The following is a 24,635-nucleotide window of genomic DNA, read 5'->3' on the forward strand; positions in this document are numbered from 1 at the left end:
ACCGCCGGCCTGCCCAAGGGACCGGACGATGACGGCTTCGATTCGTCGTTCGCGTCGCCAGATACTGCAGCACCGTCTGTGCTGCGCCGCAGACCAGGATCGCCACACCCCTGAGCACGATCGCTGCGACGAGCGCAACCATGGGGAATCGGGTCGCGGCCACCACGCGCTCAAGCCACCGGTGAAATTGCCCGCCAATGTCCGATACCTGCCCTACGCTGGACGCATGCCCTCACTGTTCGAGCACGCCGGCGGGGAAGCCGCCCTGCACCGGCTGGAGCAGGTGTTCTACGACAGCGTGCTGGCGGATCCGCTGCTGCAGCCGTTGTTCGGCGCGGGACAGCCGCGGCACGTCGAGCACCTGACGTCGTTCACGGCCGAGTCGTTCGGCGGGCCGGACCGCTTCTCGCGCGAGCTGGGGTTCGCGCACCTGATCTCCGTCCACCGGGGACTGAAGATCACCGAAGCCCAGCGGCAGCGGTTCGTCCAGCTCTACCTCGCGGCCCTCGACACCGCGGGGATGCCCCGCGACGCGCCGTTCCGCGACGCCGTCCGCGAACACGTCGAGTTCGGCTCCCGGGTCGCCCTGCAGAACTCCCACGCCGAGACGGACGCCGACCTCCACCCCCTGCGCGAAGTCCCCCACTGGACCTGGGCAGGCGACGACCCGCAGTAGTCGTGACATCATCGGAGCCGCCGTGATCACGTGTGGAAAGGCGGCCGGTGGACTACGAGCGCGCTGTCGGTGAGGTCTGGGCGGCCACGAAGCCCCACATCGGGGCCGGCAAGGTGGCGGACTACATCCCCGACCTGATCTGTGTGGACCCGGGCCAGTTCGGGTTCGCGGTGGCGACCGTCGACGGCGAGCTGCACCAGGTCGGTGACGCGGAGGTGCCGTTCTCGATCCAGAGCATCTCGAAGGCGTTCGCGCTCGCGCACGTGCTCGGGCACGACGACGCGTCGATCTGGCGGCGCGTGAACCGCGAGCCGTCGGGGACGCGGTTCAACTCGCTGATCCAGCTGGAGATCGAGCGCGGCGTGCCGCGCAACCCGTTCATCAACGCGGGCGCCCTGCTGGTGACCGACCAGCTCCTCGCGGACACCGGCGACGCCTGTGGTGCCCTGTGCGCGTTCCTGGCCGCGGAGACCGGGAACCCCGACCTCACCTACGACCCGGCGATGGCCGAGTCCGAGACGCGCACCGGGAACCGCAACCGTTCGCTGGCCTACCTGATGGCCGATTTCGGCAACGTTCTCAACCCCGTCGACGAGATGCTCGACCACTACTTCCGCCAGTGCTCGATCATGGCCTCGTGCGTCGAGCTCGCCCGCGCGGGGCTGGTCCTGGCGCGCCACGGCGTCCGCCTCGACGGCACGCGCCTGCTGTCGAAGCAGGACGCCCGGCGCATCAACGCGATCATGCTCACCTGCGGCACCTACGACGACGCCGGCGAGTTCGCGTACCGCGTGGGGCTGCCGTGCAAAAGCGGTGTCGGCGGCGGAATCCTCGCGATCGTGCCGGACCGCTGCGCGATCGCGGCGTGGGGGCCGGGGCTCGACGAGAAGGGCAACTCCGTGTCCGCGGCGATGGCGCTCGAAACATTCGGCAACGTCACGGGGCTCAGCATCTTCTGATGCGTCCACTCAGGACTTCAACGCGGCCGCCACCAGCATCCGCAGCTCCGGCACGACCTCCTGCTCGAACCACGGGTTCCGCAGGTGCCACCCGACGTTCAGCGGCGACGGGTGCACGAGCGGGATCGTCGACGGCACGTAGTCGCGGAACGACCGGACGGTCTCCGTGAGGCTCCACCCGCGCCCGGCGTGCAGGTAGTGCTTCTGCGCGTAGCTGCCGACGAGCACCGTCAGCCGGATCTCGGGCAGCTCGGCGAAAATCCGCGGATGCCACTTGTCCGCAACCCCGCGGCGCGGCGGCGCGTCACCGGAGGCCGCCTTGCCGGGGTAGAAGAAATCCATCGGCACGATCGCGAACAGCCCGGGATCGTAGAACTCCTCGTCGGTCACCCCGAGCCAGCCGCGCAGCTTCACGCCGCTGGCGTCGTGCCAGGGGACGCCGCTCTCCTGCGCCTTCCGCCCGGGCGCCTGCCCGATGAGCGCCACCTTCGCCGACGGCTCCGCGGTGTAGAGGGGCTCGTAACCGGCGTCCTTCGCCCACGCGTTGTCGGGGTCGGCGATGAGGTCGGCGCGGATCCGGTCGAGGTTCGTCATGGTCCGGCGAGAATATCCGGGCCCCTCACGCGGGCCAGAGCTGGATCAGCCAGCGTTCGACGCCCTCGGCGAACGTCCCTTCGGCCAGCTCCGCCGTCGCGGCGCGGCCGCCCTCGTGCACCCGGGCGTGGTGCGGGCCGGGCCGCCCCAGGGTGAGCACGTCGGGCGACATGGCGGCGGTGACGGACTGCAGGCGCACCTGATCGGCCAGGTCGCACCCCACCGTGACGACCTGGTCCCACTCGCCGTGCGCCGCCGGCGGCTCGGCGTCCCACAGTTCCACCCGCACGGCCGGGTCGTGGTCGTTCCCGGCGCTGTGCAGCAGCAGACCCCCGGCCCCGCCCAGGACGAGCCAGTCACCGCTCGCCTCCCCCACGACCAGCGCGTTGCGGCTCATCGGGATTTCCTGCAGCACGAACTGGCCGTACTCGACCGTGATGCTGCTGTCGATCGCGCCCAGCAGTTGCGGCATCGGCGGGTCCCCCTCGGTGTGGCGATCCCGCGATCGTAGCGAGGATCCGTCACGACAAGACGATCGCCGGCACCACCACCAGGGGCCCCAAGCTGCGCCACGACCTCACCCCGCGCCGAGTTGCGCGGGCGGCCGAGGGCAAGCGCGGCGGGACAACTTGAAATCAGTGTTCGCGAAGGTGGCCGTGCGCAGCAGGGCGGCCTGGTCGCGAAACTGCGCCCGGTCGACGATGCGAACGAGGGCTGCCCTCGTTGGCAGGCCCGAACTTCGCGGTACGGACCCTTTCCATTGTGCAGTAGGGTAAACCGGCTCTTGGAGTTCGGACCGTTCCTGCCTCCGTCCACCGTCTACTGCTCAGCCCCTCGACGCCGAGTCCGGGCGGCGGAGGGCCGAGTCCGGCCCCAGCCCGCGAAGGAGCCGGCGACTACCAGCGGAGCAGAGTTCGGTCGCGCGTCCTGGTGTCGATCCAGGCGATCCGGGGATATGAGCCCCGGCCGGCCACTGGGCCCCGCGCGTCGCGGTGTGCCGCGGTGCCCCCGGCAGGAGTCGAACCTGCGTTCCCGGCTTCGGACGCCGGAGTCGTGTCCGTTGGACCACGAGGGCTTCGCCGGGTTCCGCCGGCGAGGTGCGGAGGATGCAGGAGTCGAACCCACGCGGGTGCTCAACACACCCGACCACCGTTTTCGAAACGGCTGCCTTACCACTCGGCCAATCCTCCCTGGCCCGGCGGCACCCGAGTGCCGCCGTCGTGCGCGGAGGGCGCGCGGGTCGAACGCGCGCCGGGACGTGCCGCCCCGGACCACGGATTAGCAATCCGGTGCCTTGCCTCTCGGCCAGCCCTCCTCGTTGTGCCGCGCCCCGCTGCCCGTCGAGGGTTCGAACCTCGGTTGCCGGATCCAGAGTCCGGAGTCCTGCCGGTTGGACGAACGGGCATCACGTGGTGCTCCCGGGCCAGGACTCGAACCTGGCTCTGCGGAACCAAAATCCGCCGTGTTGCCGGATACACCACCCGGGAAAGCGTGCCCTCGCCAGGAGTCGAACCTGGACTGTCCGGAGCCTGGGTCCGGTGCCTCTGCCAATTGGGCTACGAGGGCGTGGGGTCCCCGCGCGCGGGGACCCGTCTTCGATGGAACTGCGTGCGGTTGCGGGGATTCGAACCCCGACTGGCCTGGCCCTCAGCCAGGTGCCTCTTCCAGTTGGGCTACAACCGCGTAGCGCGTGCGGGAGTCGAACCCGCGTCTTCGGCTTGAGGGGCCGGTGTCCGTTCCGCTGGACCAACGCGCCGTGCTTTTGACAGTCTTTTGATCAACCTCAGTCGAGTGCCCGCGAGTCGAACGCGGTGTCTTCCGCTCCCGAAGCGGATGGGTTCCCGTCTCCCTCGCACTCGTCGGCCGGGCACCCCCCTCGGGTGCCGGGCGCGCGCTCACGACGGGACTCGAACCCGCGATCGTCTCCTCGACAAGGAGCTGCCCTCGCCGCTGGGCCACGTGAGCCTGAAAACCTGCGTACCCCTGCCAGGAGTCGAACCTGGGACCTCCGGATTCGTAATCCGGCGCTCTGTCCAGCTGAGCTACAGGGGTGTGGCAGCCGATCCGGGTATCGATCCCGGTTCCCCGCCTTGAAGGGGCGGTGACCTAGCCAGCAGTCGCATCGGCCTTGTCTTGGTGTGTCGGTGGTGGGGGACGGAGTCGAACCGTCAAAGCCGCCGAAGGGCGTCCGGGTTACAGCCGGGTGGGCTCACCTGTGCCCAGCCCCACCGTGCTCGCCGCGGCCGGCGAGCGTGTTTCTGCTCCGCTGTGTAGTTGACAAAGACCAGGTAGCCAAGAAAGAATAGGCGCCGACAAAATGGGCGCAGCACATCAACGAAATGGATATCCCGCCATTTATGGGTGCACGAAATAGAGAAAGCCGCCCGAATCGGTTTCCCGATGGGCGGCTCCCGGTCATGACGTCGACGACGTCACGGTGGGGAGCCTCCGATGCTCAGAAGCCGCTCTTCAGGCAGCATCGAGCCACAGAGCCGCTCTTGCAGCAGGCGCGGCGCGGCTGATCGAAGCGCATCCGACGAGCGCAGCGCATCGCGCAGATCGCCAAGATAACGGCGCTGCGACCCTCGCATCTCCATGCTCGCCACGATGGCTCCTTCTTAGTTTCTGTGAGCTCTTGCGTTCAGCTCCATTACATAATCGCGAACCCGCACCCGGGTGTCAATCTTTATTACCGGACCAATTTCACCGCCCGAGCGCCGCTTCCACGAACTGCCGCAGCACCGGCCCGTTCGCGCTCGGCAGGAACGCCAGCGCGACCGGGATCGGCGGCGCACCGGCGATCGGGAGGAACCGCACCGTCGGGTGGATGTTGCGCCGCACCGCGACCTCCGGCACCACCCCCAGCCCGCGCCCCGCCGCGACGCTCTCGATCCACTCGTCGAAGTTGGCCGTCTCGACGACGATCGCCGGCCGCTGCCCCTCGGGCCACGACCACGGGCCGGTGGTGCCGTTGACGACGTTGACCACTGCGGCCAGTTCGGCACGTCGGCCCACGCCAGTTCCGGTTCGCCGGCGAGCGGGAACGTGTCCGCGAACACGGCGACCCGGTCCTCGTCGAACAGGTGCACGACCTGCAGCCGCGACGAACGCACCTGCCCGCGCACGAGCGCGACGTCCACCTTCTCCTGCTGCACCGCCGCGAGCGGGTCGTCGATGCGCACGAGGTCGACCGAACTGCCGGTGGCGTGTTCGAACCGCACCACGGTCTCCTGCGCCCACGGCGTGGGCAGCAGCCAGCTGAACCCCAGCTTCACGGTGCCCCGGCGCCGCGCCGCGCTGACGCCGCGGTCGAGCTCCGCCAGCACGCGCTGCGTGTGCTCCAGGAACGCGCGGCCCGCTTCCGTCAGCTCCACGTGCCGCGACGAGCGGTCCAGCAGGGTGACGCGCAGCAGTTCCTCGAGCTGCCGCACCGTCCGGCTGAGCGCGGGCTGCGTGATGGCGAGCTCCTGGGCGGCACTGGTGAACGACGCCAGCCGGGCCACCGACGCGAACGCGCGCAGGGGCCGGATTTCGATGCCCGCCGGTGTGCCCTCAACCATGCCCGCAGAGCATAGCCGCGGCCGGACGGGCATTTCCCAACGCGGCCGCGGGTGCCTAGCGTGGAGCCGAAGGGGTTCACGCGGGGAAGAGAGAAGGCGTTCGACATGCACAGCTCGCTGTCCGGTCTCGGGGTGACCTCGCCGGTCCTGGCGGCGCCGATGGCGGGCGGGGGTACCACGCCCGCCATCGTGGCCGCGGCGGCGAGCGCCGGGGGCCTCGGCTTCGTCGCCGGCGGGTACAAGACGGCCGAAGCGCTCGCCGAGCAGATCGCACAGGTGCGCGCGCTGGGCATCACGTTCGGGGTCAACCTGTTCGCCCCCAACCCGGTGCCCGTCGACCCGGACGCCTACCGCCGCTACGCCCACACCCTCCAGGCCGACGCCGACCGCTACGGCCTCGACCTCCCGCAGGCGATCACCGAGGACGACGACAACTGGGAGGCCAAGCTCGACCTCCTGCTGGCCGGCCCCGTCCCGCTGGTCAGCTTCACCTTCGGCCTGCCGGACGCGTCGGTCTTCGCCCGGCTTCGCCGCGCGGACACGCTGGTCGCGCAGACCGTGACCTCGGCCGACGAGGCCCGGCTGGCCGCCGACGCCGGTGCGGATCTCCTGCTCGTACAGGCCGCGGCCGCGGGCGGGCACTCGGGCACGCTCACGCCCGACCGCGTCCCGCCGGCGGTCGCGCTGCCGCGGCTCCTCGGCGAAGTCGGGGCCGCCGTGTCGCTGCCCCTGGTCGGCGCCGGCGGGCTCGCCACTCCCGAGGCCGTGGCCGAAGTGCTGAACGCCGGAGCCACCGCCGTGGCCGTCGGCACCGTGCTGCTGCGGTCCGACGAGAGCGGGGCGTCGAAGCCCCACCGCGAAGCGCTGGCCGACCCGGCCCGCCGGGAGACAGTCGTCACGCGCGCGTTCACCGGCCGCCCGGCGCGGGGCCTGCGCAACGCGTTCACCGACGACCATTCGGCCGAAGCTCCCGCCGGGTACCCGGCCCTGCATCACCTGACCAGCGCGCTGCGCAAGGCGGCCGTGCAGGCCGGCGACCCCGAGCGCGTCAACCTGTGGGCCGGCACCGGCTACCGGCACGCCACCGCCGAACCCGCGGCCGACATCCTCACGCGGCTCTCCCCCCGGCTCTAGCCCACCCGTCAACCGGACGGGTGAGCTCGGCGACAGGTCGCCGGCGGCCAGAACGGGTACCCCACCAAGACAATCCATGATCGACCAGAGGAGAACGAGAACCATGGCACGAGTCCTGTTCGTCATGACGGGCGCCGACCACTGGACGCTCAACGACGGAACTCGGCATCCGACCGGGTACTGGGCCGAGGAGTTCGCCTCCCCGTACACCGCCCTCAAGGACGCGGGCCACACGATCGTGGTGGCGACCCCGGGCGGCGTGGTGCCGACCGTGGACCAGGGCAGCCTGAACCCGGACATGGCCGGCGGCGAGGAAGGGGCCGCGAAGCTCGCGCAGGTCCTCGAGTCCGCCGGCGAACTGCGCGAGCCGATCGTGCTCACGGACGTGAACCTGTCGGACTACGACGCCGTCTACTACCCCGGCGGCCACGGTCCGATGGAGGACCTCTCCCACGACGCCGACTCCGGTGCCCTGCTCAACGCCGCCCTCGCGTCGGGCAAGCCGCTCGCCGTGGTGTGCCACGCGCCCGCCGCGCTGCTGGCGACGCGCGACGAGCGGGGCGAGTCGCCGTTCGCCGGCTACCGCGTCACCGGGTTCACCAACGACGAGGAGAACGCGGTCGGTCTCGGCCCCAAGGCGAAGTGGCTGTTGGAGGACGAGCTGGGCAAGCTCGGCGTCGCGTTCGAGCGCGGGCCGGACTGGCAGCCGTACACGGTCGTCGACCGCACCCTCTACACGGGACAGAATCCCGCCTCGGCCGCGCCGCTGGCCCAGGAACTCCTCAAAGCCCTGAAATAGGCCCGATCACCGGCGGAGTGCGCGGCTACGCGGGCTCCGCCGGCGACTGCGCGAGCGAGAGGCTGTTCCCGTCCGGGTCGAGGACCACGACGTGGCGCACGCCGTTGGCGTAGGTCTCGACGGGTTCGTGCGTGATGCCGTGCGCGGCGAGGCGGGCGAGGATCCCGTCGAGATCGGTGACGCCGAGGGTGACCATCGCCCGGCCCACGCACTCGGCGCGCACCTCCCGCGCGTCGACCACGAGCCACGCGGCTTCGCCCAGCTGCCACAGGTGCTCCTCGCCGATGACCTCGTCGGCGGGCCGGCCCAGGAACGCGGTGAACCACTCCAGAGCCCGGGGCAGGTCGCTCACGCACATGATCGTGTACAGGTCCACGGAACCACTCCTCCCGGCGGCTGACGGAGGGGTAGACCACCGCCGCCGCGAAAACTCATCGGTCCCGCGGGTCGCCCTCGGTCATCGCCCCGGCCACGTGGTCGTGCACGGCCAGCACGCGGGCATCGAGCTCCTCGACCGGCACGCCGACGTCGCGCGCGAGCGCCTCGCGGAAGATGAGGTAGCCCTTGTAAGCCGCGACCATGAACACGTGCATCGCGATCGCGTCGCCGTCGGCGGGCAGGGCGCCGGTGGCCTGGTCGCGTTGGAGGGCGGCTCTCGTCTTCTCGATCTCGGGCAGGGCGTGGTAGTCCGGGTCGCCGTCGATCGCGAGCAGGGCCTCGACCAGCGTGGGCGCCGGGTTCGCGAGCGCGCTGCGGAACATCGCCTTGCGCCGGCCGAGGAACGACGCCTCCCAGTGCCGTTTCGCGCCGGCCGCCCATTCCCGGGCCCGATGGGCCACGGCCGCCCTCAGCAGGGATCGCCGGTCGCCGAAGTACTGGTAGATCTGGCCGCGGTTCACCCCGGAGCGGTCGGCGACCTCCTGCAGGTTCAGTCCGGCGAAGATCCCGTCGCGCTGAAGCAGGTCGAAAGTCGCCTGGAGGAGGTCGGCCTCGGTGCGGGCCCGGTCGCGCCCGCGCCGGCTCGACGCCTGCCCGGCGGTGTCGTTCACATCATCTCCCGTGTGCACTCTTCTCACCTGCCTCCGATCTCGCAGTCTAGTGATCGCTCACACCACACCCCGGCCCCGCAACGCGTCGAGTTCCGCGGTGGACAGGCCCAGCAGGCCGCCGAGCACCTCTTCGGTGTGCGCGCCCAACGTCGTGCCGGCCCAGCGGACGCTGCCGGGCGTCGCACTCAGGTGCGGCAGCGGCGCGACCATCGGGACCTCGCCGAACTCCGCGTCGTCCACGGTGATCACGGAGCCGCGGGCCCGGCAGTGCGGGTCGTTCATCAGGTCGGCGACGCTCATGATCGGCGACGCCGGGATGTCGGCGTCGCTCAGCAGTTTCACCACCTCGTCGGCGGTCAGCCGCGAGACCCACTCGCTGATGAGCGGGTACAGCTCGTCCTGGTGGCGGATCCGGGCGGGGCGGTCGGCGAAGCGCGGGTCGTCGGCCAGCTCGGGCTGATTCATCACCGCGGACAAGCGCCGGAACAGCGAGTCGGTGCCCGCGTGCAGCGACACCCGGCGGTCGTCGGAGGTCACGAAGTCCGACGCCGGAACGATGGACGGGTTCTTGTTGCCCAGCCGTTCCCGGACCTGGCGGTCGAGACCGTAGGCGGTCACCGAGTCCTCACTGGACCGCAACGCCGCCTCGTACAGCGCCAGGTCGATGACCTGGCCCGAGCCCGAACCGTGATCGCGGTGGTACAGCGCGGACACGACGGAGAACGCCGCGAGGTAGGCGCTCATGTAGTCGATCACCGAGTATCCGCTGCGCACCGGCGGCCGCTCCGGCTCGCCCGTGGCGTAGGTCAGTCCACTGTAGGCACTCGCGATCCGGTCGAACGCGCCGCGGTCGCGGTAGGGCCCCGTGAGGCCGAACCCCGTGAGGTACAACAGGATCGCCCGCGGGTTGAGGGGCTGCAGGTGCTCGGGCAACATGCGGTAGCGCTCGAGCGTCGGCGGGCGGAAGTTCGTGACCACCACGTCGAAGTGCGGCACCAGCCGGTGGAACACGGCCTGCCCTTCGGACGTCCGGAGGTCGAGCGCCACGGACTTCTTGTTGCGCCCCTCCTGGAGCCAGCCCGGCGACCGCCCGCCGCCGCGGGTGAAATCGCCGACCTTCGGGTCTTCGATCTTGACCACCTCGGCGCCGAAGTCACCCAGGATCGTCGCCGAGACCGGTCCGGCGAGGACGGTCGCGGCGTCGAGGACCCGGACACCGGCCAGCGCGTCGCTCATCGTGTGGTTGTCCTCCGTGCTCGCGTCGGGATGCGGGGGTTCATTTGCCTTGCGCCGCGTCGATCACGAGCGACAGGTCGATCAGCTCTTCGGGCTTCACCGGGGAGTCGATCTGCAGCGTGTTCGGCACGGCCTTGTACATCGTCTGCAGGCTCGCCACCGATTCGGCGGGCACGTCGAAGTCGAACGGCACCGACGGCGCGATCCGCAGCGTGTCGACGGTCGTGCCGAGTTGCTGGGCCATCTTGGTCATCACGTCGCCGTCCTGGTGGTAGTCACCGGACAGGTGCGTGTTCACGGTCCGCTCCACCGCGCGGAAGAGCGCGACACCCGCGTCGCGGTGTTCACCGAGCAGGTCGGTGGTCGCGAAGTAGCCGGCGATCTGCATGCTGTCCGGGTACCCGCCTTCGGCGTTGAACGCGGTACCCGGCTTGATGCTCGCGGTGAACGGCGGGCCGAGGGTGGCGCCGTCGATCGAGCCGTTGTTGAGCGCCTGGACCATCGCGGCGATGTCGCTGAACGGCGTCATCCGCACGTCGGCGGGCTTGAGGCCGCCCTTGGTGATGAGGTCGTACAAGCCGTACTCCGACGGAGCCGCCAGGCCACCGGGGTTGACGCCGATGTTCTTGCCCTTCAACGAAGCCGGATTGAAGTCGCTCGCCTTGCTGCCGTACTTGGTGCTCATGTAGACGCCGCTGTCCGGAGAGGACGAAGCGACGCCGGAGACCCAGCGGATCGGGACGCCGTGGCGCAGCGCGTTGAAGACCAGTGCCTGCGCGCCGGCGTAGACGAGGTCGATTTTGTCCTGTCCCAGCAACGTGAGCAGGTTCGGCACCGTGTCGGTGACGAAGGTGACGTCGAGGTTCTCCTTGCCGAACTCGCCGTAGACCTGGGCGAGCAGCGCCGGCGCTTCGAGTTCCAGTTTGGACGGGATTCCGACCTTGAGCGAAGCACGCTGCGCCAGCGGTTTGGGCGCAGGCGTGCCGGCCTTGCCCGACAGGCTCACGCCGGCCGGCAGCACGGACACCTGCTTGGCGTCGGTGGCCTGGTTCTGCTGCGACGACGGGGCACACGCGCTCGCGAACACCAGGCCGGCCGTGACGGCGGTGGCGCAGAGCGCCCGGGTGGTTCTGGACATGGCTCTCCTGAGGAAAACACGGGAAGGGGTGGGGGACGGGGAGGGACTCAGGACCGGCGCAGGCGCGGCCGCTGCTGGGGGACGGCGAACTTCAGCGCGAGGCTGACGAGGCCGGTGAAGGCCACGCCGATCACCCCGGCGATGATCACGCCGGCGTACATCGTCGCGGGGTCGAACACCTGGGAGCGCTGGAAGATCAGGTAGCCGAGGCCGCTGTCGCCCGACACCATCTCGATGCCGACGATCACGAGGATGCCGATGCCCGCGGTCAGCCGGATCGACGTCGCGATGGCCGGCAGCGCAGCGGGGAGGATGACGTGGCGCAGCAGCTGGGTGCGTTTGGCGCCGAGCACTTCCGCGGCGTCGCGGTAGCCCTGCTCGACCGACAGCACCGCGGTGGTGGAAGCGAGTACGACGATGAAGAACACGGACACGCCGACCAGCACGATCTGCGGCAGCCCACCGAGGCCGAAGATGAGCAGGAACACGGGGAACAGCGCCAGCTTCGGCAGCGTGTACAGCGCGACCAGCGTGTGTTCCAGCGCAGCCCGGGCGATCCACGACAGTCCCAACAGGACTCCGAGCGCCACGCCGGCCACGACGCCGACCCCGTAGCCGATCACGAGTTTGCGCACGGTGTCGACGATGGCGTCGGTCATCACGCCGTCCTGAATGGACTGCACGCCCGCCTGCCAGATCACGCTGGGGGCCGGGAAGAACCGGGTGTCGAGGATGCCGAACTGCGCGGTGAGTTCCCAGACCACGACGATCAGCACCGGGGTCGCCCAGGCCAGCGTGAGGGTCACACCGCGGCGGCGCCGGGCGTGCCGCTGGGGCGCCAGCTCGGCAGGACCGGGCGTGCGGCGGACGAGCTCACGACCTCCGAGCTCCTCATGCGACGTCATGAGCGTGCTCACGTTCTTCCACCTCACCTTTCAGGAGCCGCCAGATGTGGTCTTCGAGGGCGCCGAACTCGGCCGCCGAACGCGCGGCGCGGGTGCGCGGCCGGGCGAACGGGACCTCGATGTCGTCGAGGATGCGCCCGGGCCGCGAGGACATGACGACGACGCGGTCGGCCAGCAGCAGTGCCTCGTCGATGGCGTGGGTGACGAACAGGATGGTGCGCCGGTGTGCCTCCCACACCCGCAGCAGCTCCTGTTGCAGGACCAGGCGCAGCTGCGCGTCGAGGGCGGCGAACGGCTCGTCCATCAGGAGGATCTCGGGGTTGGCCACGAACGCCCGGGCCAGTGCCACGCGCTGGCGCATGCCGCCGGAAAGCGTGGCCGGGTAGGCGGATTCGAAGCCGGAGACGCCGGCGCGCTCGATCCAGTCGCGGGCCACCTCGTTCGCCCTCGGCCGTGAGACGCCGGCGATGTCGAGCGGGAGCCGCACGTTGGCGAGCACGGTCTTCCAGGGGAAGATGCCGTAGTCCTGGAAGACCATGGAGCACAGCGGCGAATCCGCGTCCGCACGATCGATCACGATCTCGCCGGCCGAGGGCGCCGCCAGCCCCGCGACGATCCGCAGCAACGTCGACTTCCCGCAGCCGGACGGGCCGACGATGGCGACGAACTGTCCTCTTTCGACGGTCAGGTCGACCGGGCCCAGCGCGTGGACCGCGTGGCCGCGGGAAACGAACGTCCGCTCGACGCCCGTCGCGCTGATCACGACGTCGGACATGCGGCCTCCTCCTGATGGGTGTGGTCGAGGATCGTCGGAAAGGGTGCGTTCGCGAGCCACTCCCCCGCGGCCCGGTCGCCGTGCACACGGTCGGCGAACGCCGTGGCGACCGCGGAGATCGCGGCCGCCGTCGGGCTGTTTTCGTTGTCGTGGCGTGGGATTCCGCCGAGCTGGTGGTCGCCGTCGTGGACCACGGCGAGGTGCTTGAACCGCGAGCGCGCCCGGTCGTACGGCTCGCGGCGCCACTCGACGCCCTCGCCGCGGGCACCGAAGTCACGCGTGCCGGTGACGACCAGCAGGGGCAGCTCGACGTCTTCCCAGGAGCCGGGCGTGAGCCCGCGGTCGCCACTTCCCTGCGGTGACAACAGGATTCCGCCCGCGACGGCCGGGTGACTGAAGGTCTCGTGGCCGGACAGGCGCGTGCCCAGGAGGAGCTGCGCGGTGTAGGCGCCGAACGAGTGCCCGGCGAGCAGTACGTGGCCGGGCTTCAGGCCCGGCTTGGCGGCGAGCGCGTCGAGCACCGCGTGCACCCGGCCGACCCGCGACAGCCAGTGTTCCGGGTCGAACAGCAGCGCGTGCATCCGTTGCTTGGCCACGGGATCCGCGGCCCAGGTTCGTTCGTCCACACCGGACAGGCCGAGCTCCGGACCTGCGAGCTCAAAGGCGTCGCGGAACTGCGGGTGCAGCACCGCGTAGCCGTGGGACGCGAGGTGGTGGCCGAGGCCCGCGTACCCGCGGTGGCTCCCACCCAGCCCGTGACACAGGACGACTACCGGCTTTTCCCCGGCACCGTCCGGTTCTTGCACGAAAACGGCGACCCGCTGCACGTCCGCGGTCGCCCATTCGTCGACTTCGCTCGCGACGACCCGATGGCGTCCCGGCCGGGCCCACCGAGGGCCCGGGTGCTCGTTGCAGCCCACGCTGGCTCCTAACTAGCGACTTGTTAGTAACGTAATGCTAGTTAGCCGGCGTTGACAAGACTCGTCGCGGAAGTGGCGGGGCGCGAGCACTCTCCGTGGCTGCGTAGTGAGCACCGACCAGTCATGGACAGCGCCTACCCGGAGCTCGTCGAGGCGCTCGACCGGCAGGGCGGCCCGCGGTTCGTGGCTGACGGGGAGATCGTGGCGTTCGCCGGGACAACACCAGCTTCGCCGTGCTGCAGCCGCGCATCCACCTCACCACGGCGCAGCGCAAGCAACGGCCGGCGCGCAAGGCCGACCCGTGGCGGGATCTGGCGAAGCACGCGGGTTTCGCGGAGGCGGCGCTGGCTTCGCTGGGCTGACGCGCATTGCGCCGGCGCCGTGACGCGCGCCGGGCGGACAAAACACCTGAGCGGCGCCGGCACCAGGTGGACAGATCTCGCCGATCGCGCCGACACTGGTGTCATGGTCAGCCCACGGCCAGGCCCGATCCGGTGGCTGCGCTACGTCTACGGCGCGCGGCTGCCCGATGAGTACCGCCCGTGGGTGCTGCACGACGCGACCGCCCGGACCTGGGTGCTGCGGTTCGCGCTCCGCGTGTTCTTCGAGGCGCTGCCCTGGCTCACCGCCGGGTTCCTCCTGCTGGTGTTCCTCACGCCGCTGCCGGCGGGTCTGGTGCTGCTCGGGTTGCTGATGGCGCTGGTGCTGGGCCTCTTCCTCACCCTCGGCAGCGCCGACGAGCTCGCCGAAGTGCGTCTCGCCAAGCACGGCTTCCCGCCGAACACCGGCAAAGAAGTCCGGAAACGTCGCGGCGGTGCCGCGACCTGGCCGTGACGCCGTGGCAGGACCCTGTCACTCCACCGCACTGGCGCTGTGAAGAGCCACTCGGCCGGGAAGGACCAGGTACCCGTGCCGGCGTGGGCCCCCGGTCATCCGCGGGGTCGGCATGGTCTTCATCGCGCTCGTCGCCATCCTCGGCTTCGTCGCCGCCAGCTGAGGCGCCACCACCAGCTGAGGCGCTACCCACCGATGGTGACGGTGCGCCGCGCCGGGCCGTTGGCGCTGCGCGGCACGATCGGGACGACGCCGAGGGCACTCAGCACGGCGACGAAACCGTTTTCGATCTGCGTTTCGGTGCTGGGCCAGTAGCCGACGGTTTCGCACATGAACTCGTCGCACTGCTCGGGCGGCGGCCCGGCGCAGCCGGTGGCGAGCAAGACGACGGCGGCGGCCGCGGCGGCCAGACGCAAGCGTGACACGGCGGAACCCCTTCCCGGGCTCAGACGACGGCAGGTTGCCGGCGGCGGACGATCAGCGTGATCACGGCGATGGCCAGCACGATCGCCACCACGGCCTGGTAGTACCCGGTGATCACGCTGATCAGGGCGCTCACCACGCCGATCACCTCCATGGCCACCCCCAGCGTCGCCGCCCACGCGTGCCGCGCCAGGAACGCCGCGGCCACGGCGACGAGCACCGCGATCACGGGGTTCAGCACGAGCACGAGCCACACCGACCCCGGCACGTCCTGGCCGTGGTCGAGGCGTTCGAGCACCGTGAGCAGCTGCACCACCCAGATCCCGATCGACGCCACGGCCTGCACGGCCATCACCCACCGCGCGGTCCTGACCTGCCACCCGCCCACGACGCACCCCTCCTCCGGTTGATCACCGGGGACGGTAACCGCGGACGGCGGGAGCCCTCCCGAGCGTGTCCGCTACCTGCCGCCCGACTCCAGCACGTCGGCGAGGTACCGCACCGCCAGCTCCTCGGCCCGGTCACGCCGCTCGACGTCGCCGCGCCAGCGCCGGTACAGCTCGATGCTCGCCAGCACCGCCGCCCCGGCCTCCTTCGTGTCGTACCCGCAGACGGTGGCCCGCAGCTCACGCGCCTCTTCCGGAGCGGCGAACTCCAGCCGGCGCACGCCTCGAGGAGAAATGCCGGCGCGCGCGGCGATCAGAGGCCCCAGGACGGTTTCCCTCAGGAAAGCCAGGAAACCGAGGACGTCGAACAGCTCGCCGCGCCCGAGTTTCGTGGCCGCGTAGTGAACCCACACCCAGAACCGGTCTTCGAGCCACTGTTCGTCCAGCGGCTCCTTGGCCAGGGGCGCGGCGGTGAGGGCCCGGGTCAGCGCACCGTCGCGCTCCCAAAGTATCTTCGGGTCGCTCGTCCGCTCGCCGAAATCAGCCACTCGCACGAACTTGAAGTCCACGTGCAGCAGGCGCGGCCCGGTCAGGGTGATGACCAGCCGCGGCTCGCCGACGTGCTCGCCGGTGAAGCCCGCGACGAGGTCGACCCACGAGCCGATCAACACGAACCTCTCGGCCGTCACCGCGTCGAACGCGTCATCGGCGACGACCACGAGGACGTCGACGTCGGAGTAGACGTCGGGCTCGCCGTGGGCGATCGAGCCGCCGACGGCCACCCCGGCCACGCGTGGGTCGCGGCTGATCTTCGGGAGCACGTCGTCGAGGAACTCGCGGTGCAGCGTGGGAACGGTCATGACCTTCCTTTCGGCGGGAGCAAAGTCGGGCAAAGTAGCACGACACCGCTCCGGCCGGCACGCGAATAAGCGCTCAGTCCTCGTGCAGCGCCTCGACGATGCGGCCGGCCAGCGTCGCCATCTCGGGCGACCCGATGGTCACCACGACGTCGCCCCGCTGCACTCGCCGCACCACCTCCGCACACGCGACGGAGCCCGACCCGGCGTACACCTTGTCCTTCTCCGGCAACGGAATCGCGGCGGTGAGCGCCTCGCCGTCATAACCGGCCGCAACGGTCTCGCCGGGGCCGAACACCGGAAGCACCACCGCCTGGTCCGCCAGGCTCAGCGACTCGGCCATCTCGCCGAGGAACTGCCGCACGCGGTACGCACGATTGGGCTGGCACACCACGACCAGCCGATGTTCTTGCGCGACCGACCGCAACGCCGTCAGCGAAGCGGCCATCGACGTGTGGTGGCAGGCGTAGTCGTCGTACACCCGAACGCCGCGCGCGACACCGCGGAGCTCGAACCGCCTGCGGACGCCCGGAAAACGGCGCAAGCCGCGGGCTGCGCCGGGGATGCCCAGCCGCTGCGCGGTGAGCAGCGCGGCCGCGGAGTTGAGGCCGAGGTGCTTGCCCACCACCGGCACGTGCACCGCGCCGACGAGGGCGCCGTCGAGCACGGCGTCGTAGCGGACCCCCGTGGTCACCGACGAAAGCCCCACCACGACGAGGTCGGCGTCGTTGGCCTGGCCGTAGGTGTACACGGTCCGGCCTTCCGCTCGCAGCGCCGAGGCGAGCCGGCGGCACCGCTCGTCGTCGGCGTTGGTCACCACGAAACCGCCGGGGCGCACACGGCGGCAGAAGTCGAGGAACGCCTGCTGCAGCCCTTCGACGTCGCCGTAGGTGTCGAGGTGGTCGGAGTCGATGTTCGTGACCACCGCGACCTCGGGTGTGTAGGCGAAGAACGAGCGGTCACTCTCGTCGGCCTCCACCACGAAGTACTCCCCCGAGCCGACGCCGCCGGAGCCGAGCGTGCGGACGTCGCCGCCGATCACGTACGACGGGTCGGCCCCGCCGGCGCGCAGCGCGACCGTGATCATCGCGGTGGTGGTGGTCTTGCCGTGCGTGCCCGCGACCGCGATCGCCCGGCGCCCCGCCAGCACCGCCGCGAGCGCCTCGGACCGGTGCAGCAGCGGCAGTCCCCGATCGCGAGCCTCGACGAGCTCCACGTGGTCGTCGGGGATCGCGGTGGAGTACACCACGGTGTCGGCGGTCCAGAGGTGCCCGGCCGAGTGCCGGCGGTGCACGGTGGCGCCCAGCTCCTCCAGCAACGCCAGGGCCGGCCGGTCGCCCACCTCGCTGCCGCTCACCGGCACCCCGTGGCGCAGCAGGATTTCCGCGAGGCCCGACATTCCCACCCCGCCGATGCCGATCAGGTACACGTGGCCCAGGTCCCGCACGGTCAGCTCGTTCATCACGCACTCTCTTGTGTCCGGTGAGGACTCCCTGTCCCCGGATTCGAGGGTGCGACCGGCATGTCCTCGGACCGCGCGCGCTCTGTCGCGGCAAGGCAACAGCCGTGTGCCGATCCGTCAGCGCGGCACTGAGAACGGCTGTCGGTCCGGGTGCCCGGGTGCCGGCTGAGGCGCGGCGAGGACGACGGTCGTGGCGTCGGCGGGCAGCCGCGGACCGTGGCGCTCGACCACGCACGCCGAGGCCAGCGCGTAGCCGGCCGCCGCGAGGAAGAAGCCGCCGAGGCAGTCGCTGGGGCGGTGCCAGCCGACGGTGAGCGTCGAGACGCCCACCGCGACGATCCACGCCACGCCCAGTGGCGCCGCCACGAACCGCCCCGCGCGCGGCAGCACGAGCAGCAGCGCGAACACGCTCATCGCCGCCACCGTCACGTGGCCGCTGGGGAAGCTGTTGCTGGTGGAGTGGATGCGCTCGGCCAGGTTCGGCCGGTCGAGGGCGACCTTGAGCAGCTGCGCGAAGCCCGCGACCACCACCATGAGCCCGACGGCCGCCGCCGTGCGCCGGTACGCGCGCCGCAGCAGGCCAATCACCACGACCAGCACGAGCGCGAGGGTGAACAGCACCGGCACCGGGACCTCCAGCGGCAGCGGCACCTCCCCCGACGCGCGGGTGAACGACGGGTCGAACGTCTCCAGGACCCGCTGGTCGGCCTCCTGGCCGGACTCCGTGCGGACCAGCAGCAAGTACGTCACCCCCGTCGCCACGACGAGGAGGACGGCGGCCACCAGCCGCCAGGCGATGCCGAGCACTCGGTTGTTCACCCCGTCCAGCCTGCCAACGCTTCGTCCGCGGTGGGCCCGGGAAATGTCATGGGTCTGCAACAACTGCGCATTGGTTCCGCACGGACCAGTCCCCTGTGGACGGACGGGGCCTTCCTCACCCCACCCGCAGTGTGGTCCCCCGCGGGATCAACGTCGGCGCGAACCGGCGCGTGGTGGCCGGCACCCCAGCGCCCGCGTCGATCAGCAGGTCCACAGCCGCGCCGGCGATCTCCGTGAACGGAACCCGGATCGTGGTGAGCGGCACCGGCAGGCGCGCGGCAAGCGGAATGTCGTTGTACCCCACCACGGACAGCTCCTCGGGCACGCGCACACCGGCGCGCTGCACGGCCGAGAGCAGCCCGACGGCGGTGTTGTCGTTCACGGCGAAGACGGCGGTAGGACGCGGGTCGAGAGCGAGCAGGGCGCGCCCGGCGTCCTCGCCGCTCTCCATGCTGAACGTCGAGGGCAGCACCACTGCCGGGAGGCCGGCTTCGCGCAACGCGTCCTCGTAACCGGCCCGGCGGCCGAGCGCGCTGGACGCATACGCCGGACCCGCGACCAGGGCAACGCGGCGATGTCCGAGGTCCAGGAGGTGCCGCGTGGCGAGGTAGCCGCCGAGACGGTCGTCGCCCACGGCCGCGGCGCTGTCGCCGAACGTGCGCATTGCCAGCACGTGCGGCACCCCGCGCTCCAGCAGCTCCTGGCAGAAGCCGCCCTCGGTGCGTGCGGTGGTGAGGATCAGGCCGTCGACGCGGCGCCCGAGCAGCATGCGGCCGTTTTCGCGTTCCAGCTCCGGCTCGTCGTGCGAGGTCGCGACCAGCGCGTGGTACCCGCGGCGCGTGCACGCCGTGGCGACCTCCTCGTAGAACATCGCCATCACCGTGTCGGTCAGCCGCGGCACGAGCACGCCGAACGTGTTGGTCTGCTGGCGTCGCAGGTTTGCCGCGACCGGGTTCGGCTCGTAGCCCACGCCCTCGGCGATCTCGCGGATCCGTGCCGCCGACGGGCTGCGGAAGAACCGGTGCTCGGGGTTGAGCGCGCGCGAGACCGTCGACTTGCTGACGCCGGCCGCCAGCGCGACGTCGCTGATCGTCGGGCGGGCCCCCGGCTCCCGGGTGACCTCCGGTGTTCGCTCGCTCATGCGGCTCCTTGACTCTCGGGCAATCCGCAGCCTACCGTTGTGCAACCGATTCCCTCATCGTTTGCACAGCCTGAAACAAGGGAGTGTCATGAAGTCTCTGGATCTGCGCGGCCTCGTCCCGGCGTGCGTCACCCCGTTCACCGAGAGCGGCGACGTCGACCACGAAGCCCTTGCGGTGCACGGGCGCTGGCTCGCCGGCCTGCCGGGCGTCAAGGGCATCGTGTGCAACGGGCACGCCGGCGAAGGCGCGAGCATGACCGAGACCGAGCGCGGCGACGTGGTGAAAACCCTGGTCGACGCCGTGGAGGGCAAGCAGCCCATCATCACCGGCGTGATCAGCGACGGCAGCCGCGTCGCGGGCGAAGAGGCCAAGCGTTACGGCGAGGCGGGCGCGGCGGGCGTGCTGCTCTACCCGGCGCACAGCTGGCTGCGCTTCGGCTTCCAGCCCGGCGCCGCCGCGGACCGCTACCGCATCGTCGGCGAGATCTCCGGCCTGCCGCAGATCCTGTTCCAGTACCCGGACGTGACGAAGGCCAGCTACAACCTCACCGAGCAGCTCAAGATCGCCGAGCTCGACTCCGTGTTCGCGATCAAGAACGGCGTGCGCAACATGCGCCGCTGGGACACCGAGGTCCCGGTGCTGCGCAAGGAGGTTCCCGACCTGCAGATCCTCACCTGTCACGACGAGTACCTGCTGCACACGATGTTCGACGTCGACGGCGCGCTCGTCGGCTACGGCGCGCTGGCGCCCGAAGGCATGTGGGAACTGCTTCAGGCCGGCAAGCGCCGCGACTACCCGGCGGCGCGCGCGGTGCACGACCGGCTGCTGCCGCTCACCAAGGCCGTGTACCACCGCGGTTCGCACATGGAAGGCAGCGTCGCGCTCAAGCTGGGCCTGGTGCAGCGTGGGGTCATCCCCAACGCCTACGTGCGCTCGCCGCTGCTGCCGCTCGCTCCGGAGGCCGACGACGAGGTCGCCGCCGCTCTCGCCCACGCCGGGCTCGGCAAGGTGCTCTGACGCTGCGTTTTCCTTCTCCACCGCTTCGCTTGGGAAGGCACACCGATGACTGCTGTGTCAGCAGAGGCACCACCGAGAACCGGGAACCGCCGGGAGCTGCGGTTCATCCTCGTGTTCGCGTTCCTCGGCTCGTTGTTCGACGGCGCCGAGATCAACCTCGTCGGCTACCCGCTCACCTACCTGTCCGGCTCACTGCACGTGTCCACGGTGGCACTGGTGAGCGTGGCGACGTTCCAGGGCTTCGCCTCGATCGCGGGCGGGTTCCTGTTCGGCTGGCTCGGCGACACCCTCGGGCGCCGCCGCACGTACGCGATCTCCGTGCTCGCGTTCGGCGTCGCCGCCGTGCTCGGCGGGCTGGCGCCGAGCTTCGGGACGTTCCTGGCCACCCGGTTGCTGGCCGGGCTCGGCATGGGCGGCCTGTTCGGCCTGTCGTTCTCGATGTTCACCGAGTGCTGGAAAACCACCCGCCGCGGCACGATGGGTGGCCTGATCCAGTCGATGTACTTCCTCGGCGAGATCGTGACGGTCGGCGTGCTCTACGCGTGCCTGTCCTGGTTCGGCAACGACCTGGGCTGGCGCACCGGCTACGTCGTGATCGGCGTGGTGAGCGTGGTGATCGGGCTCGCGGCCTTCCGGCTGCTGCCGGAGTCGCGTCACTGGCTCGAGTACCAACGGCGGCTGCGCGAGGGCACCGTGCCGCCCGAGCTGCGGCGCACGCGCGTGCCGATCCTGGACGTGTTCCGCTCGAAAGTGGTCTACGGCAGCGTGATCTTCATGGTGCTGTCCACGGCCATGTTCCTCACGACCAACTCCGTCGGCGTGTACCTGTCCACGTACCTGCTGAAGGTGCAGCACCTGCCGCTGGGCACGGCGAGCGGCGTGGTGCTGATCGGCTACGTGTTCACGATCCTCGCCTACTCGGCGACGGGCACGCTGTCGGACCTGGTGCGGCGCAAGTACGCGTTCCTGGCCGCCTGCGTGTTCGGCGTGGCAGGCTTCGCCTGGTTCCTCGGACAGGTCTTGAGCGGCACGGACCACGTGAGCTCGTCCTTCTGGGGCGACGCCACGTTCTGGGCGCTGATGTGGTCGGCCGCGGCCTGCGGCGGCTTCGGCGTGCTGGGCGTGTGGATGTCGGAGTACTACCCGACGCGCATAAGATCCACGGGCGCGAACAGCAGCTACTACGTCGGCCGCGGCCTCGGCGCCGGCGTGTACCCGCTTTTCGCGCTGACCCTGGCGGGCGGCGGCATTCCGCTCGCGTTGGCACTGGGCATTCTGGGGCCGTTGGCGGGAATTGTTTTCTCCGCGATAGCGCCGGACCGAACCGGACGCGACATCGTGGCCATCGAATAGGGCAGTGCCATTCGAGAGAATTGCTGTTTTTCGGATAATGGTTCCGGTGCCCGCCGGGGAATGGCCGGCGGGCACCGGAATCAGGTCACTGGCGCCAGTCGACGATCACCGCGATGCTGCCGCCCATACTCTTGACCCGGACCTGCGGGTTGGCGGCCATGTTGCCCCACGGCACCGTCATCTTTCCGCTCTTGCCACAGCCGAGGCTGAACCAGCCGCCCTTCGGGTGCTTGGCGTCGAAACCCCAGCCCTGGACGCAGGCGGACTGGTTGGTACCTTCCTGCACGTTCCAGCCGTAACCCGCGCGGAAACCCGCGTGGCCGAAGATCGCGCAGCTCGACTTGCTGACCGGGCCCCACTTCCCGATGATGCCCGACGCCTGGTGAGGGTCAGTGCACGCGCTGGCCGGTGCCGCGTTCGCGACCCCCGCCCCACCCACGAGCGTGCCGGCCGCCGCGACCGCGGCGACGAGCGCACCGATCCGCGAAATCCGCTTCCCCATGTGTTCTGTTCCCTCCAGTAGGAGCGGCAAGATCATCTCGCCGCGGAACCGAACGTACAACGGAACAGCCGAGCGGCGCACCTCGAAAGTGGCCATTTAGGAATGACTTAGGGTTGGCGCGAATTCCTCCGCAAAAAATGAATCGCATTCACGCCGGGGTCAGGACCGCGCGCCCGCGGCTGATCCGCAGCACGTCGGCGAGGACCAGATCGGCGAGCAGGCGCTCCTCCTCGTCCGGCAGGTCCGGCCGGGAGGGCGGCGGCGCGCCGGTGGTCAGCGCCGCGGCGGCGTCGGCGGTGAAGCCCGCCAGTTCGGCCGAACCGGTGCGACGCTGGAGCATCGCGCCGGCCGACGCCGCGAGGCCGCGCAGGCCTTCCACGGACTCGTCGAGTGCGTCGCGTTGAGTGGAGTCCGGACCGCGGGTGCCGGGTTCGGGCGCGAGCAGGTCCTGGTGCGTGCGCACGGCCGTGCGGAAGCGCGGGCCGACCTCGCGCGCGTCGCCGCCCGGTTCTCCGCGCAGGCGCGCGGCGACGGATCCGAGCAGCTCGCCCATCGCGGCCGTCGCGTCCGAAAAGCGTTGCGCCACCGGGGGTTTCGGCACGCCTGGCACGGCGGCGAACCCGAACAGCAGCGCGATCGCGACGGCGAGCGCCACCAGCAGTACGTACTCCGTGAGCGTCGCGCCCGGGTCGAGGTGCTTGGTGACCGCGTTGACGCTCACGCTCATCAGCACGACGCATCCGTTGAACACCAGGGGCTGCGCCTGCATGAACGGGAACCCGACGAGCAGCGCGACGAGCCCCAGCGGCAGCAGCGCCGAGTGCGGCAGGAGCCACAGCGCGAGCCCGAGCACGACGGCCCCGGCCACCGAGCCGGCCACGCGCTGCCAGACCTTCGCGAGTGTGTCGCGCCATTCGGGCTGCATGATCGCGAACGTCGTCATCAGGAACGACACCGCGAGCGGGTCGCCCGGACGGAACGACGCGATCACGACGGCCAGCAGCATGCCCAGCGCGCACCGGACGGCGTGGCGCAGCTGGGCCGAGCGCCACGACAACGCGCCGGCGGCCTCGCGGCGCAACGCCGTGCGCACGATGTGGCGCGGGAAGTCCACGAGGGACTCGTCGCGCGTCGAGACGGCGTCGCGCACCGCGGCGACCGCCGTCCACAGGTCGTCGACGAGCACGCGGGTGTCGCCGGGCAGGCCGATCTCCGGATCGACGTGCTCGAACTCGGGTACGCCGGCCGGGTCGAGGGTCTTGGCCCGGACCGCGTCCGCGAGCTGCGTCAGCGCCGCCTCGGCGGCCGCCAGCACCGCTGTGACGGCCGCCGCCTGGTCCGCGTCCAGTACGCGCAGCCGGTCGCGTAGCACCGCAGCTGTGCCGTGGCAGCGCAGACCCGCCGCGACCACACGCGCCTGCCAGCGCAGCGGCCGGTCGGCCAGCCACAGCCGAACGGCGCGTTCGGCGCTCTCGCGGTCCGGTCCGGCCAGCGCGTCGGCGAGCGCGGCGCGCGTCGGCTTGCCCGGGTCGCCCAGGCCCGTCAGCAGCCGCAGCACGAACACCACGCCGATGGCCAGCGCGGGCGCGCCGAGGATCTGCCCGACGCTCGCCGCGCCCGTGAGCTGGAAGCCGTAGCCGAACACCGACGACATCCCGAGCCCGAGGCCCACGGTCACGTACCGCGCGCCCAGAGCCGGCAGCAGTGCCGCGCAGAACACCACGAGCACAAGCAGCGCGATCGCCGCGGCGTGCGACACCTGCCCGAGCAGCCGAGGCCCCGCCGCGCCGATCACCACCGCCGGCGCGAACGCCGCCAGCAGCTTGAGGTCCGGCAGCAGCGGGCCGCCGTTGGCCGCGATGAAGCAGAACAACGCGGTCAGCCCGGCGAGGATCATCGTGCCGCCGAGGCCGAGCACCGCCCCGAGCCCCGCCGTGCCGCCGACCACCGCCAGGATCACGACGAGCAAACCGCCGCCGCGCGCCAGAACATTCACCCGCACCTCACCGTCTTCGCGCTTCTTCCCGCGGAAGCCTCGCACCCCGGCAGCGGCGGCGCCACTCCCGGTCCGAGTCCTTTGTGGCTGAGTCCTTTG

At 70.8% G+C, this 24,635-nt stretch carries 27 protein-coding genes, 11 tRNA genes and 1 pseudogene; 8 read left to right on the plus strand and 31 right to left on the minus strand.

Annotated elements, in window-relative coordinates:
* Positions 1-226 precede the first annotated feature (226 nt).
* Both ABZU76_RS15690 and ABZU76_RS15695 read left to right on the plus strand, forming a co-directional pair.
* On the plus strand, positions 227-676 hold the full coding sequence (locus tag ABZU76_RS15690) for a group II truncated hemoglobin (protein ID WP_354869561.1): 450 nt from the start codon (positions 227-229) through the stop codon (positions 674-676).
* A gap of 47 nt (positions 677-723) precedes the next feature.
* A complete protein-coding gene (locus ABZU76_RS15695) occupies positions 724-1,635 on the plus strand; it encodes a glutaminase (RefSeq protein WP_354869564.1) in 912 nt (303 codons plus the stop codon).
* Positions 1,636-1,644: 9 nt separating this feature from the next.
* Here ABZU76_RS15695 and ABZU76_RS15700 read toward each other — a convergent pair whose 3' ends face one another.
* The 16 genes and pseudogenes from ABZU76_RS15700 to ABZU76_RS15775 form a co-directional block, all read right to left on the minus strand.
* The gene (locus ABZU76_RS15700) at positions 1,645-2,229 is read right to left on the minus strand and encodes a uracil-DNA glycosylase family protein (RefSeq protein ID WP_354869566.1); all 585 of its coding nucleotides are present in this window, start codon (positions 2,227-2,229) and stop codon (positions 1,645-1,647) included.
* A gap of 25 nt (positions 2,230-2,254) precedes the next feature.
* The gene (locus tag ABZU76_RS15705) at positions 2,255-2,701 is read right to left on the minus strand and encodes a hypothetical protein (protein WP_354869569.1); all 447 of its coding nucleotides are present in this window, start codon (positions 2,699-2,701) and stop codon (positions 2,255-2,257) included.
* A 531-nt stretch (positions 2,702-3,232) separates the two neighbouring features.
* Positions 3,233-3,304 (minus strand) — tRNA-Arg (locus ABZU76_RS15710).
* A gap of 25 nt (positions 3,305-3,329) precedes the next feature.
* A tRNA-Ser gene (locus ABZU76_RS15715) sits at positions 3,330-3,419 on the minus strand.
* A gap of 35 nt (positions 3,420-3,454) precedes the next feature.
* Positions 3,455-3,544 (minus strand) — tRNA-Ser (locus ABZU76_RS15720).
* 18 nt (positions 3,545-3,562) lie between these two features.
* Positions 3,563-3,634 (minus strand) — tRNA-Gln (locus ABZU76_RS15725).
* Between the two features lie 10 nt (positions 3,635-3,644).
* Positions 3,645-3,716 (minus strand) — tRNA-Gln (locus ABZU76_RS15730).
* A gap of 5 nt (positions 3,717-3,721) precedes the next feature.
* Positions 3,722-3,795: transfer RNA gene (locus ABZU76_RS15735), tRNA-Leu, on the minus strand.
* Between the two features lie 43 nt (positions 3,796-3,838).
* Positions 3,839-3,912, minus strand: a tRNA-Leu gene (locus ABZU76_RS15740).
* A gap of 1 nt (position 3,913) precedes the next feature.
* Positions 3,914-3,985 (minus strand) — tRNA-Glu (locus tag ABZU76_RS15745).
* Positions 3,986-4,121: 136 nt separating this feature from the next.
* A tRNA-Asp gene (locus ABZU76_RS15750) sits at positions 4,122-4,194 on the minus strand.
* Between the two features lie 13 nt (positions 4,195-4,207).
* Positions 4,208-4,281, minus strand: a tRNA-Arg gene (locus tag ABZU76_RS15755).
* 93 nt (positions 4,282-4,374) lie between these two features.
* Positions 4,375-4,459, minus strand: a tRNA-Tyr gene (locus ABZU76_RS15760).
* 202 nt (positions 4,460-4,661) lie between these two features.
* On the minus strand, positions 4,662-4,835 hold the full coding sequence (locus ABZU76_RS15765; RefSeq protein WP_354869571.1) for a hypothetical protein: 174 nt from the start codon (positions 4,833-4,835) through the stop codon (positions 4,662-4,664).
* Positions 4,836-4,932: 97 nt separating this feature from the next.
* Positions 4,933-5,244, minus strand: a complete 312-nt coding sequence (locus ABZU76_RS15770) for a LysR substrate-binding domain-containing protein (protein WP_354869573.1) — start codon at positions 5,242-5,244, stop codon at positions 4,933-4,935.
* Positions 5,245-5,270: 26 nt separating this feature from the next.
* Positions 5,271-5,822, minus strand: a pseudogene (locus tag ABZU76_RS15775) (LysR family transcriptional regulator); the annotation flags it as partial.
* A gap of 27 nt (positions 5,823-5,849) precedes the next feature.
* Between ABZU76_RS15775 and ABZU76_RS15780 the strand changes: the two are divergent.
* Both ABZU76_RS15780 and ABZU76_RS15785 read left to right on the plus strand, forming a co-directional pair.
* Positions 5,850-6,923, plus strand: coding sequence for a nitronate monooxygenase (locus ABZU76_RS15780; RefSeq protein WP_354869575.1), 1,074 nt, complete (start codon positions 5,850-5,852; stop codon positions 6,921-6,923).
* Between the two features lie 103 nt (positions 6,924-7,026).
* Positions 7,027-7,722 (plus strand): type 1 glutamine amidotransferase domain-containing protein, encoded by a 696-nt coding sequence (locus tag ABZU76_RS15785; RefSeq protein WP_354869578.1) that lies wholly within the window; start codon positions 7,027-7,029, stop codon positions 7,720-7,722.
* 25 nt (positions 7,723-7,747) lie between these two features.
* On the opposite strand, the gene ABZU76_RS15790 is transcribed toward ABZU76_RS15785, so the two are convergent.
* From ABZU76_RS15790 to ABZU76_RS15820, 7 genes are read right to left on the minus strand one after another with little or no spacing between them, the layout of a single operon-like run.
* Entirely contained in the window at positions 7,748-8,098 is a 351-nt protein-coding gene (locus ABZU76_RS15790) for a VOC family protein (RefSeq protein WP_354869580.1), read from the minus strand.
* 55 nt (positions 8,099-8,153) lie between these two features.
* A complete protein-coding gene (locus tag ABZU76_RS15795; protein ID WP_354869583.1) occupies positions 8,154-8,771 on the minus strand; it encodes a TetR/AcrR family transcriptional regulator in 618 nt (205 codons plus the stop codon).
* Positions 8,772-8,828: 57 nt separating this feature from the next.
* Positions 8,829-10,007, minus strand: coding sequence for a CoA transferase (locus ABZU76_RS15800; RefSeq protein WP_354869585.1), 1,179 nt, complete (start codon positions 10,005-10,007; stop codon positions 8,829-8,831).
* 40 nt (positions 10,008-10,047) lie between these two features.
* Entirely contained in the window at positions 10,048-11,145 is a 1,098-nt protein-coding gene (locus ABZU76_RS15805; RefSeq protein ID WP_354869588.1) for an ABC transporter substrate-binding protein, read from the minus strand.
* A gap of 47 nt (positions 11,146-11,192) precedes the next feature.
* Positions 11,193-12,062 (minus strand): ABC transporter permease, encoded by an 870-nt coding sequence (locus ABZU76_RS15810; protein WP_354869591.1) that lies wholly within the window; start codon positions 12,060-12,062, stop codon positions 11,193-11,195.
* Positions 12,037-12,825: an ABC transporter ATP-binding protein gene (locus ABZU76_RS15815; RefSeq protein WP_220242138.1), complete on the minus strand. Its 789-nt coding sequence runs from the start codon at positions 12,823-12,825 to the stop codon at positions 12,037-12,039. The genes ABZU76_RS15810 and ABZU76_RS15815 overlap by 26 nt, the downstream gene beginning before the upstream one ends.
* On the minus strand, positions 12,810-13,745 hold the full coding sequence (locus ABZU76_RS15820) for an alpha/beta fold hydrolase (RefSeq protein WP_354869594.1): 936 nt from the start codon (positions 13,743-13,745) through the stop codon (positions 12,810-12,812). The genes ABZU76_RS15815 and ABZU76_RS15820 overlap by 16 nt, the downstream gene beginning before the upstream one ends.
* Before the next feature lie 233 nt (positions 13,746-13,978).
* On the opposite strand from ABZU76_RS15820, the gene ABZU76_RS15825 reads away from it, so the two are divergent.
* Both ABZU76_RS15825 and ABZU76_RS15830 read left to right on the plus strand, forming a co-directional pair.
* Positions 13,979-14,107, plus strand: a complete 129-nt coding sequence (locus ABZU76_RS15825; RefSeq protein ID WP_354869596.1) for a hypothetical protein — start codon at positions 13,979-13,981, stop codon at positions 14,105-14,107.
* Between the two features lie 103 nt (positions 14,108-14,210).
* Positions 14,211-14,579: a DUF5313 family protein gene (locus ABZU76_RS15830; protein WP_354869598.1), complete on the plus strand. Its 369-nt coding sequence runs from the start codon at positions 14,211-14,213 to the stop codon at positions 14,577-14,579.
* 185 nt (positions 14,580-14,764) lie between these two features.
* Here the strand turns inward: ABZU76_RS15830 and ABZU76_RS15835 are convergent, their stop codons facing one another.
* The 6 genes from ABZU76_RS15835 to ABZU76_RS15860 form a co-directional block, all read right to left on the minus strand.
* A complete protein-coding gene (locus ABZU76_RS15835; RefSeq protein ID WP_354869601.1) occupies positions 14,765-15,004 on the minus strand; it encodes a hypothetical protein in 240 nt (79 codons plus the stop codon).
* A gap of 20 nt (positions 15,005-15,024) precedes the next feature.
* Positions 15,025-15,390 (minus strand): hypothetical protein, encoded by a 366-nt coding sequence (locus ABZU76_RS15840; RefSeq protein WP_220242142.1) that lies wholly within the window; start codon positions 15,388-15,390, stop codon positions 15,025-15,027.
* A 72-nt stretch (positions 15,391-15,462) separates the two neighbouring features.
* On the minus strand, positions 15,463-16,248 hold the full coding sequence (locus tag ABZU76_RS15845; protein ID WP_354869604.1) for a nucleotidyltransferase domain-containing protein: 786 nt from the start codon (positions 16,246-16,248) through the stop codon (positions 15,463-15,465).
* 73 nt (positions 16,249-16,321) lie between these two features.
* The gene (gene murC, locus ABZU76_RS15850; RefSeq protein WP_354869607.1) at positions 16,322-17,707 is read right to left on the minus strand and encodes a UDP-N-acetylmuramate--L-alanine ligase; all 1,386 of its coding nucleotides are present in this window, start codon (positions 17,705-17,707) and stop codon (positions 16,322-16,324) included.
* A 117-nt stretch (positions 17,708-17,824) separates the two neighbouring features.
* Positions 17,825-18,526, minus strand: a complete 702-nt coding sequence (locus tag ABZU76_RS15855; protein ID WP_354869610.1) for a phosphatase PAP2 family protein — start codon at positions 18,524-18,526, stop codon at positions 17,825-17,827.
* Between the two features lie 115 nt (positions 18,527-18,641).
* On the minus strand, positions 18,642-19,667 hold the full coding sequence (locus ABZU76_RS15860) for a LacI family DNA-binding transcriptional regulator (RefSeq protein ID WP_354869612.1): 1,026 nt from the start codon (positions 19,665-19,667) through the stop codon (positions 18,642-18,644).
* An 88-nt stretch (positions 19,668-19,755) separates the two neighbouring features.
* On the opposite strand from ABZU76_RS15860, the gene ABZU76_RS15865 reads away from it, so the two are divergent.
* Both ABZU76_RS15865 and ABZU76_RS15870 read left to right on the plus strand, forming a co-directional pair.
* A complete protein-coding gene (locus tag ABZU76_RS15865; RefSeq protein WP_354869614.1) occupies positions 19,756-20,685 on the plus strand; it encodes a dihydrodipicolinate synthase family protein in 930 nt (309 codons plus the stop codon).
* A gap of 45 nt (positions 20,686-20,730) precedes the next feature.
* The gene (locus ABZU76_RS15870) at positions 20,731-22,038 is read left to right on the plus strand and encodes an MFS transporter (protein WP_354869616.1); all 1,308 of its coding nucleotides are present in this window, start codon (positions 20,731-20,733) and stop codon (positions 22,036-22,038) included.
* An 85-nt stretch (positions 22,039-22,123) separates the two neighbouring features.
* Here the strand turns inward: ABZU76_RS15870 and ABZU76_RS15875 are convergent, their stop codons facing one another.
* Together ABZU76_RS15875 and ABZU76_RS15880 are read right to left on the minus strand one after the other, a co-directional pair.
* A complete protein-coding gene (locus tag ABZU76_RS15875) occupies positions 22,124-22,540 on the minus strand; it encodes a hypothetical protein (protein ID WP_354869618.1) in 417 nt (138 codons plus the stop codon).
* 148 nt (positions 22,541-22,688) lie between these two features.
* On the minus strand, positions 22,689-24,536 hold the full coding sequence (locus ABZU76_RS15880; protein ID WP_354869621.1) for an FUSC family protein: 1,848 nt from the start codon (positions 24,534-24,536) through the stop codon (positions 22,689-22,691).
* Between the last annotated feature and the right edge of the window lie 99 nt (positions 24,537-24,635).

Source organism: Amycolatopsis sp. NPDC005232, from assembly GCF_040607795.1.
Taxonomy (GTDB): domain Bacteria; phylum Actinomycetota; class Actinomycetes; order Mycobacteriales; family Pseudonocardiaceae; genus Amycolatopsis.

What these genes read in the sequence shown, in the direction of transcription:
- ABZU76_RS15805 (WP_354869588.1), bottom strand. Translation starts at nt 11,145, where the DNA reads ATGTCCAGAACCACCCGGGCGCTCTGCGCCACCGCCGTCACGGCCGGC.
- ABZU76_RS15875 (WP_354869618.1), bottom strand. Translation starts at nt 22,540, where the DNA reads ATGGGGAAGCGGATTTCGCGGATCGGTGCGCTCGTCGCCGCGGTCGCG.
- ABZU76_RS15865 (WP_354869614.1), top strand. Translation starts at nt 19,756, where the DNA reads ATGAAGTCTCTGGATCTGCGCGGCCTCGTCCCGGCGTGCGTCACCCCG.
- ABZU76_RS15800 (WP_354869585.1), bottom strand. Translation starts at nt 10,007, where the DNA reads ATGAGCGACGCGCTGGCCGGTGTCCGGGTCCTCGACGCCGCGACCGTC.
- ABZU76_RS15870 (WP_354869616.1), top strand. Translation starts at nt 20,731, where the DNA reads ATGACTGCTGTGTCAGCAGAGGCACCACCGAGAACCGGGAACCGCCGG.
- ABZU76_RS15830 (WP_354869598.1), top strand. Translation starts at nt 14,211, where the DNA reads ATGGTCAGCCCACGGCCAGGCCCGATCCGGTGGCTGCGCTACGTCTAC.
- ABZU76_RS15785 (WP_354869578.1), top strand. Translation starts at nt 7,027, where the DNA reads ATGGCACGAGTCCTGTTCGTCATGACGGGCGCCGACCACTGGACGCTC.
- ABZU76_RS15815 (WP_220242138.1), bottom strand. Translation starts at nt 12,825, where the DNA reads ATGTCCGACGTCGTGATCAGCGCGACGGGCGTCGAGCGGACGTTCGTT.
- ABZU76_RS15700 (WP_354869566.1), bottom strand. Translation starts at nt 2,229, where the DNA reads ATGACGAACCTCGACCGGATCCGCGCCGACCTCATCGCCGACCCCGAC.
- ABZU76_RS15690 (WP_354869561.1), top strand. Translation starts at nt 227, where the DNA reads ATGCCCTCACTGTTCGAGCACGCCGGCGGGGAAGCCGCCCTGCACCGG.
- ABZU76_RS15845 (WP_354869604.1), bottom strand. Translation starts at nt 16,248, where the DNA reads ATGACCGTTCCCACGCTGCACCGCGAGTTCCTCGACGACGTGCTCCCG.
- ABZU76_RS15705 (WP_354869569.1), bottom strand. Translation starts at nt 2,701, where the DNA reads ATGCCGCAACTGCTGGGCGCGATCGACAGCAGCATCACGGTCGAGTAC.
- murC (WP_354869607.1), bottom strand. Translation starts at nt 17,707, where the DNA reads ATGAACGAGCTGACCGTGCGGGACCTGGGCCACGTGTACCTGATCGGC.
- ABZU76_RS15860 (WP_354869612.1), bottom strand. Translation starts at nt 19,667, where the DNA reads ATGAGCGAGCGAACACCGGAGGTCACCCGGGAGCCGGGGGCCCGCCCG.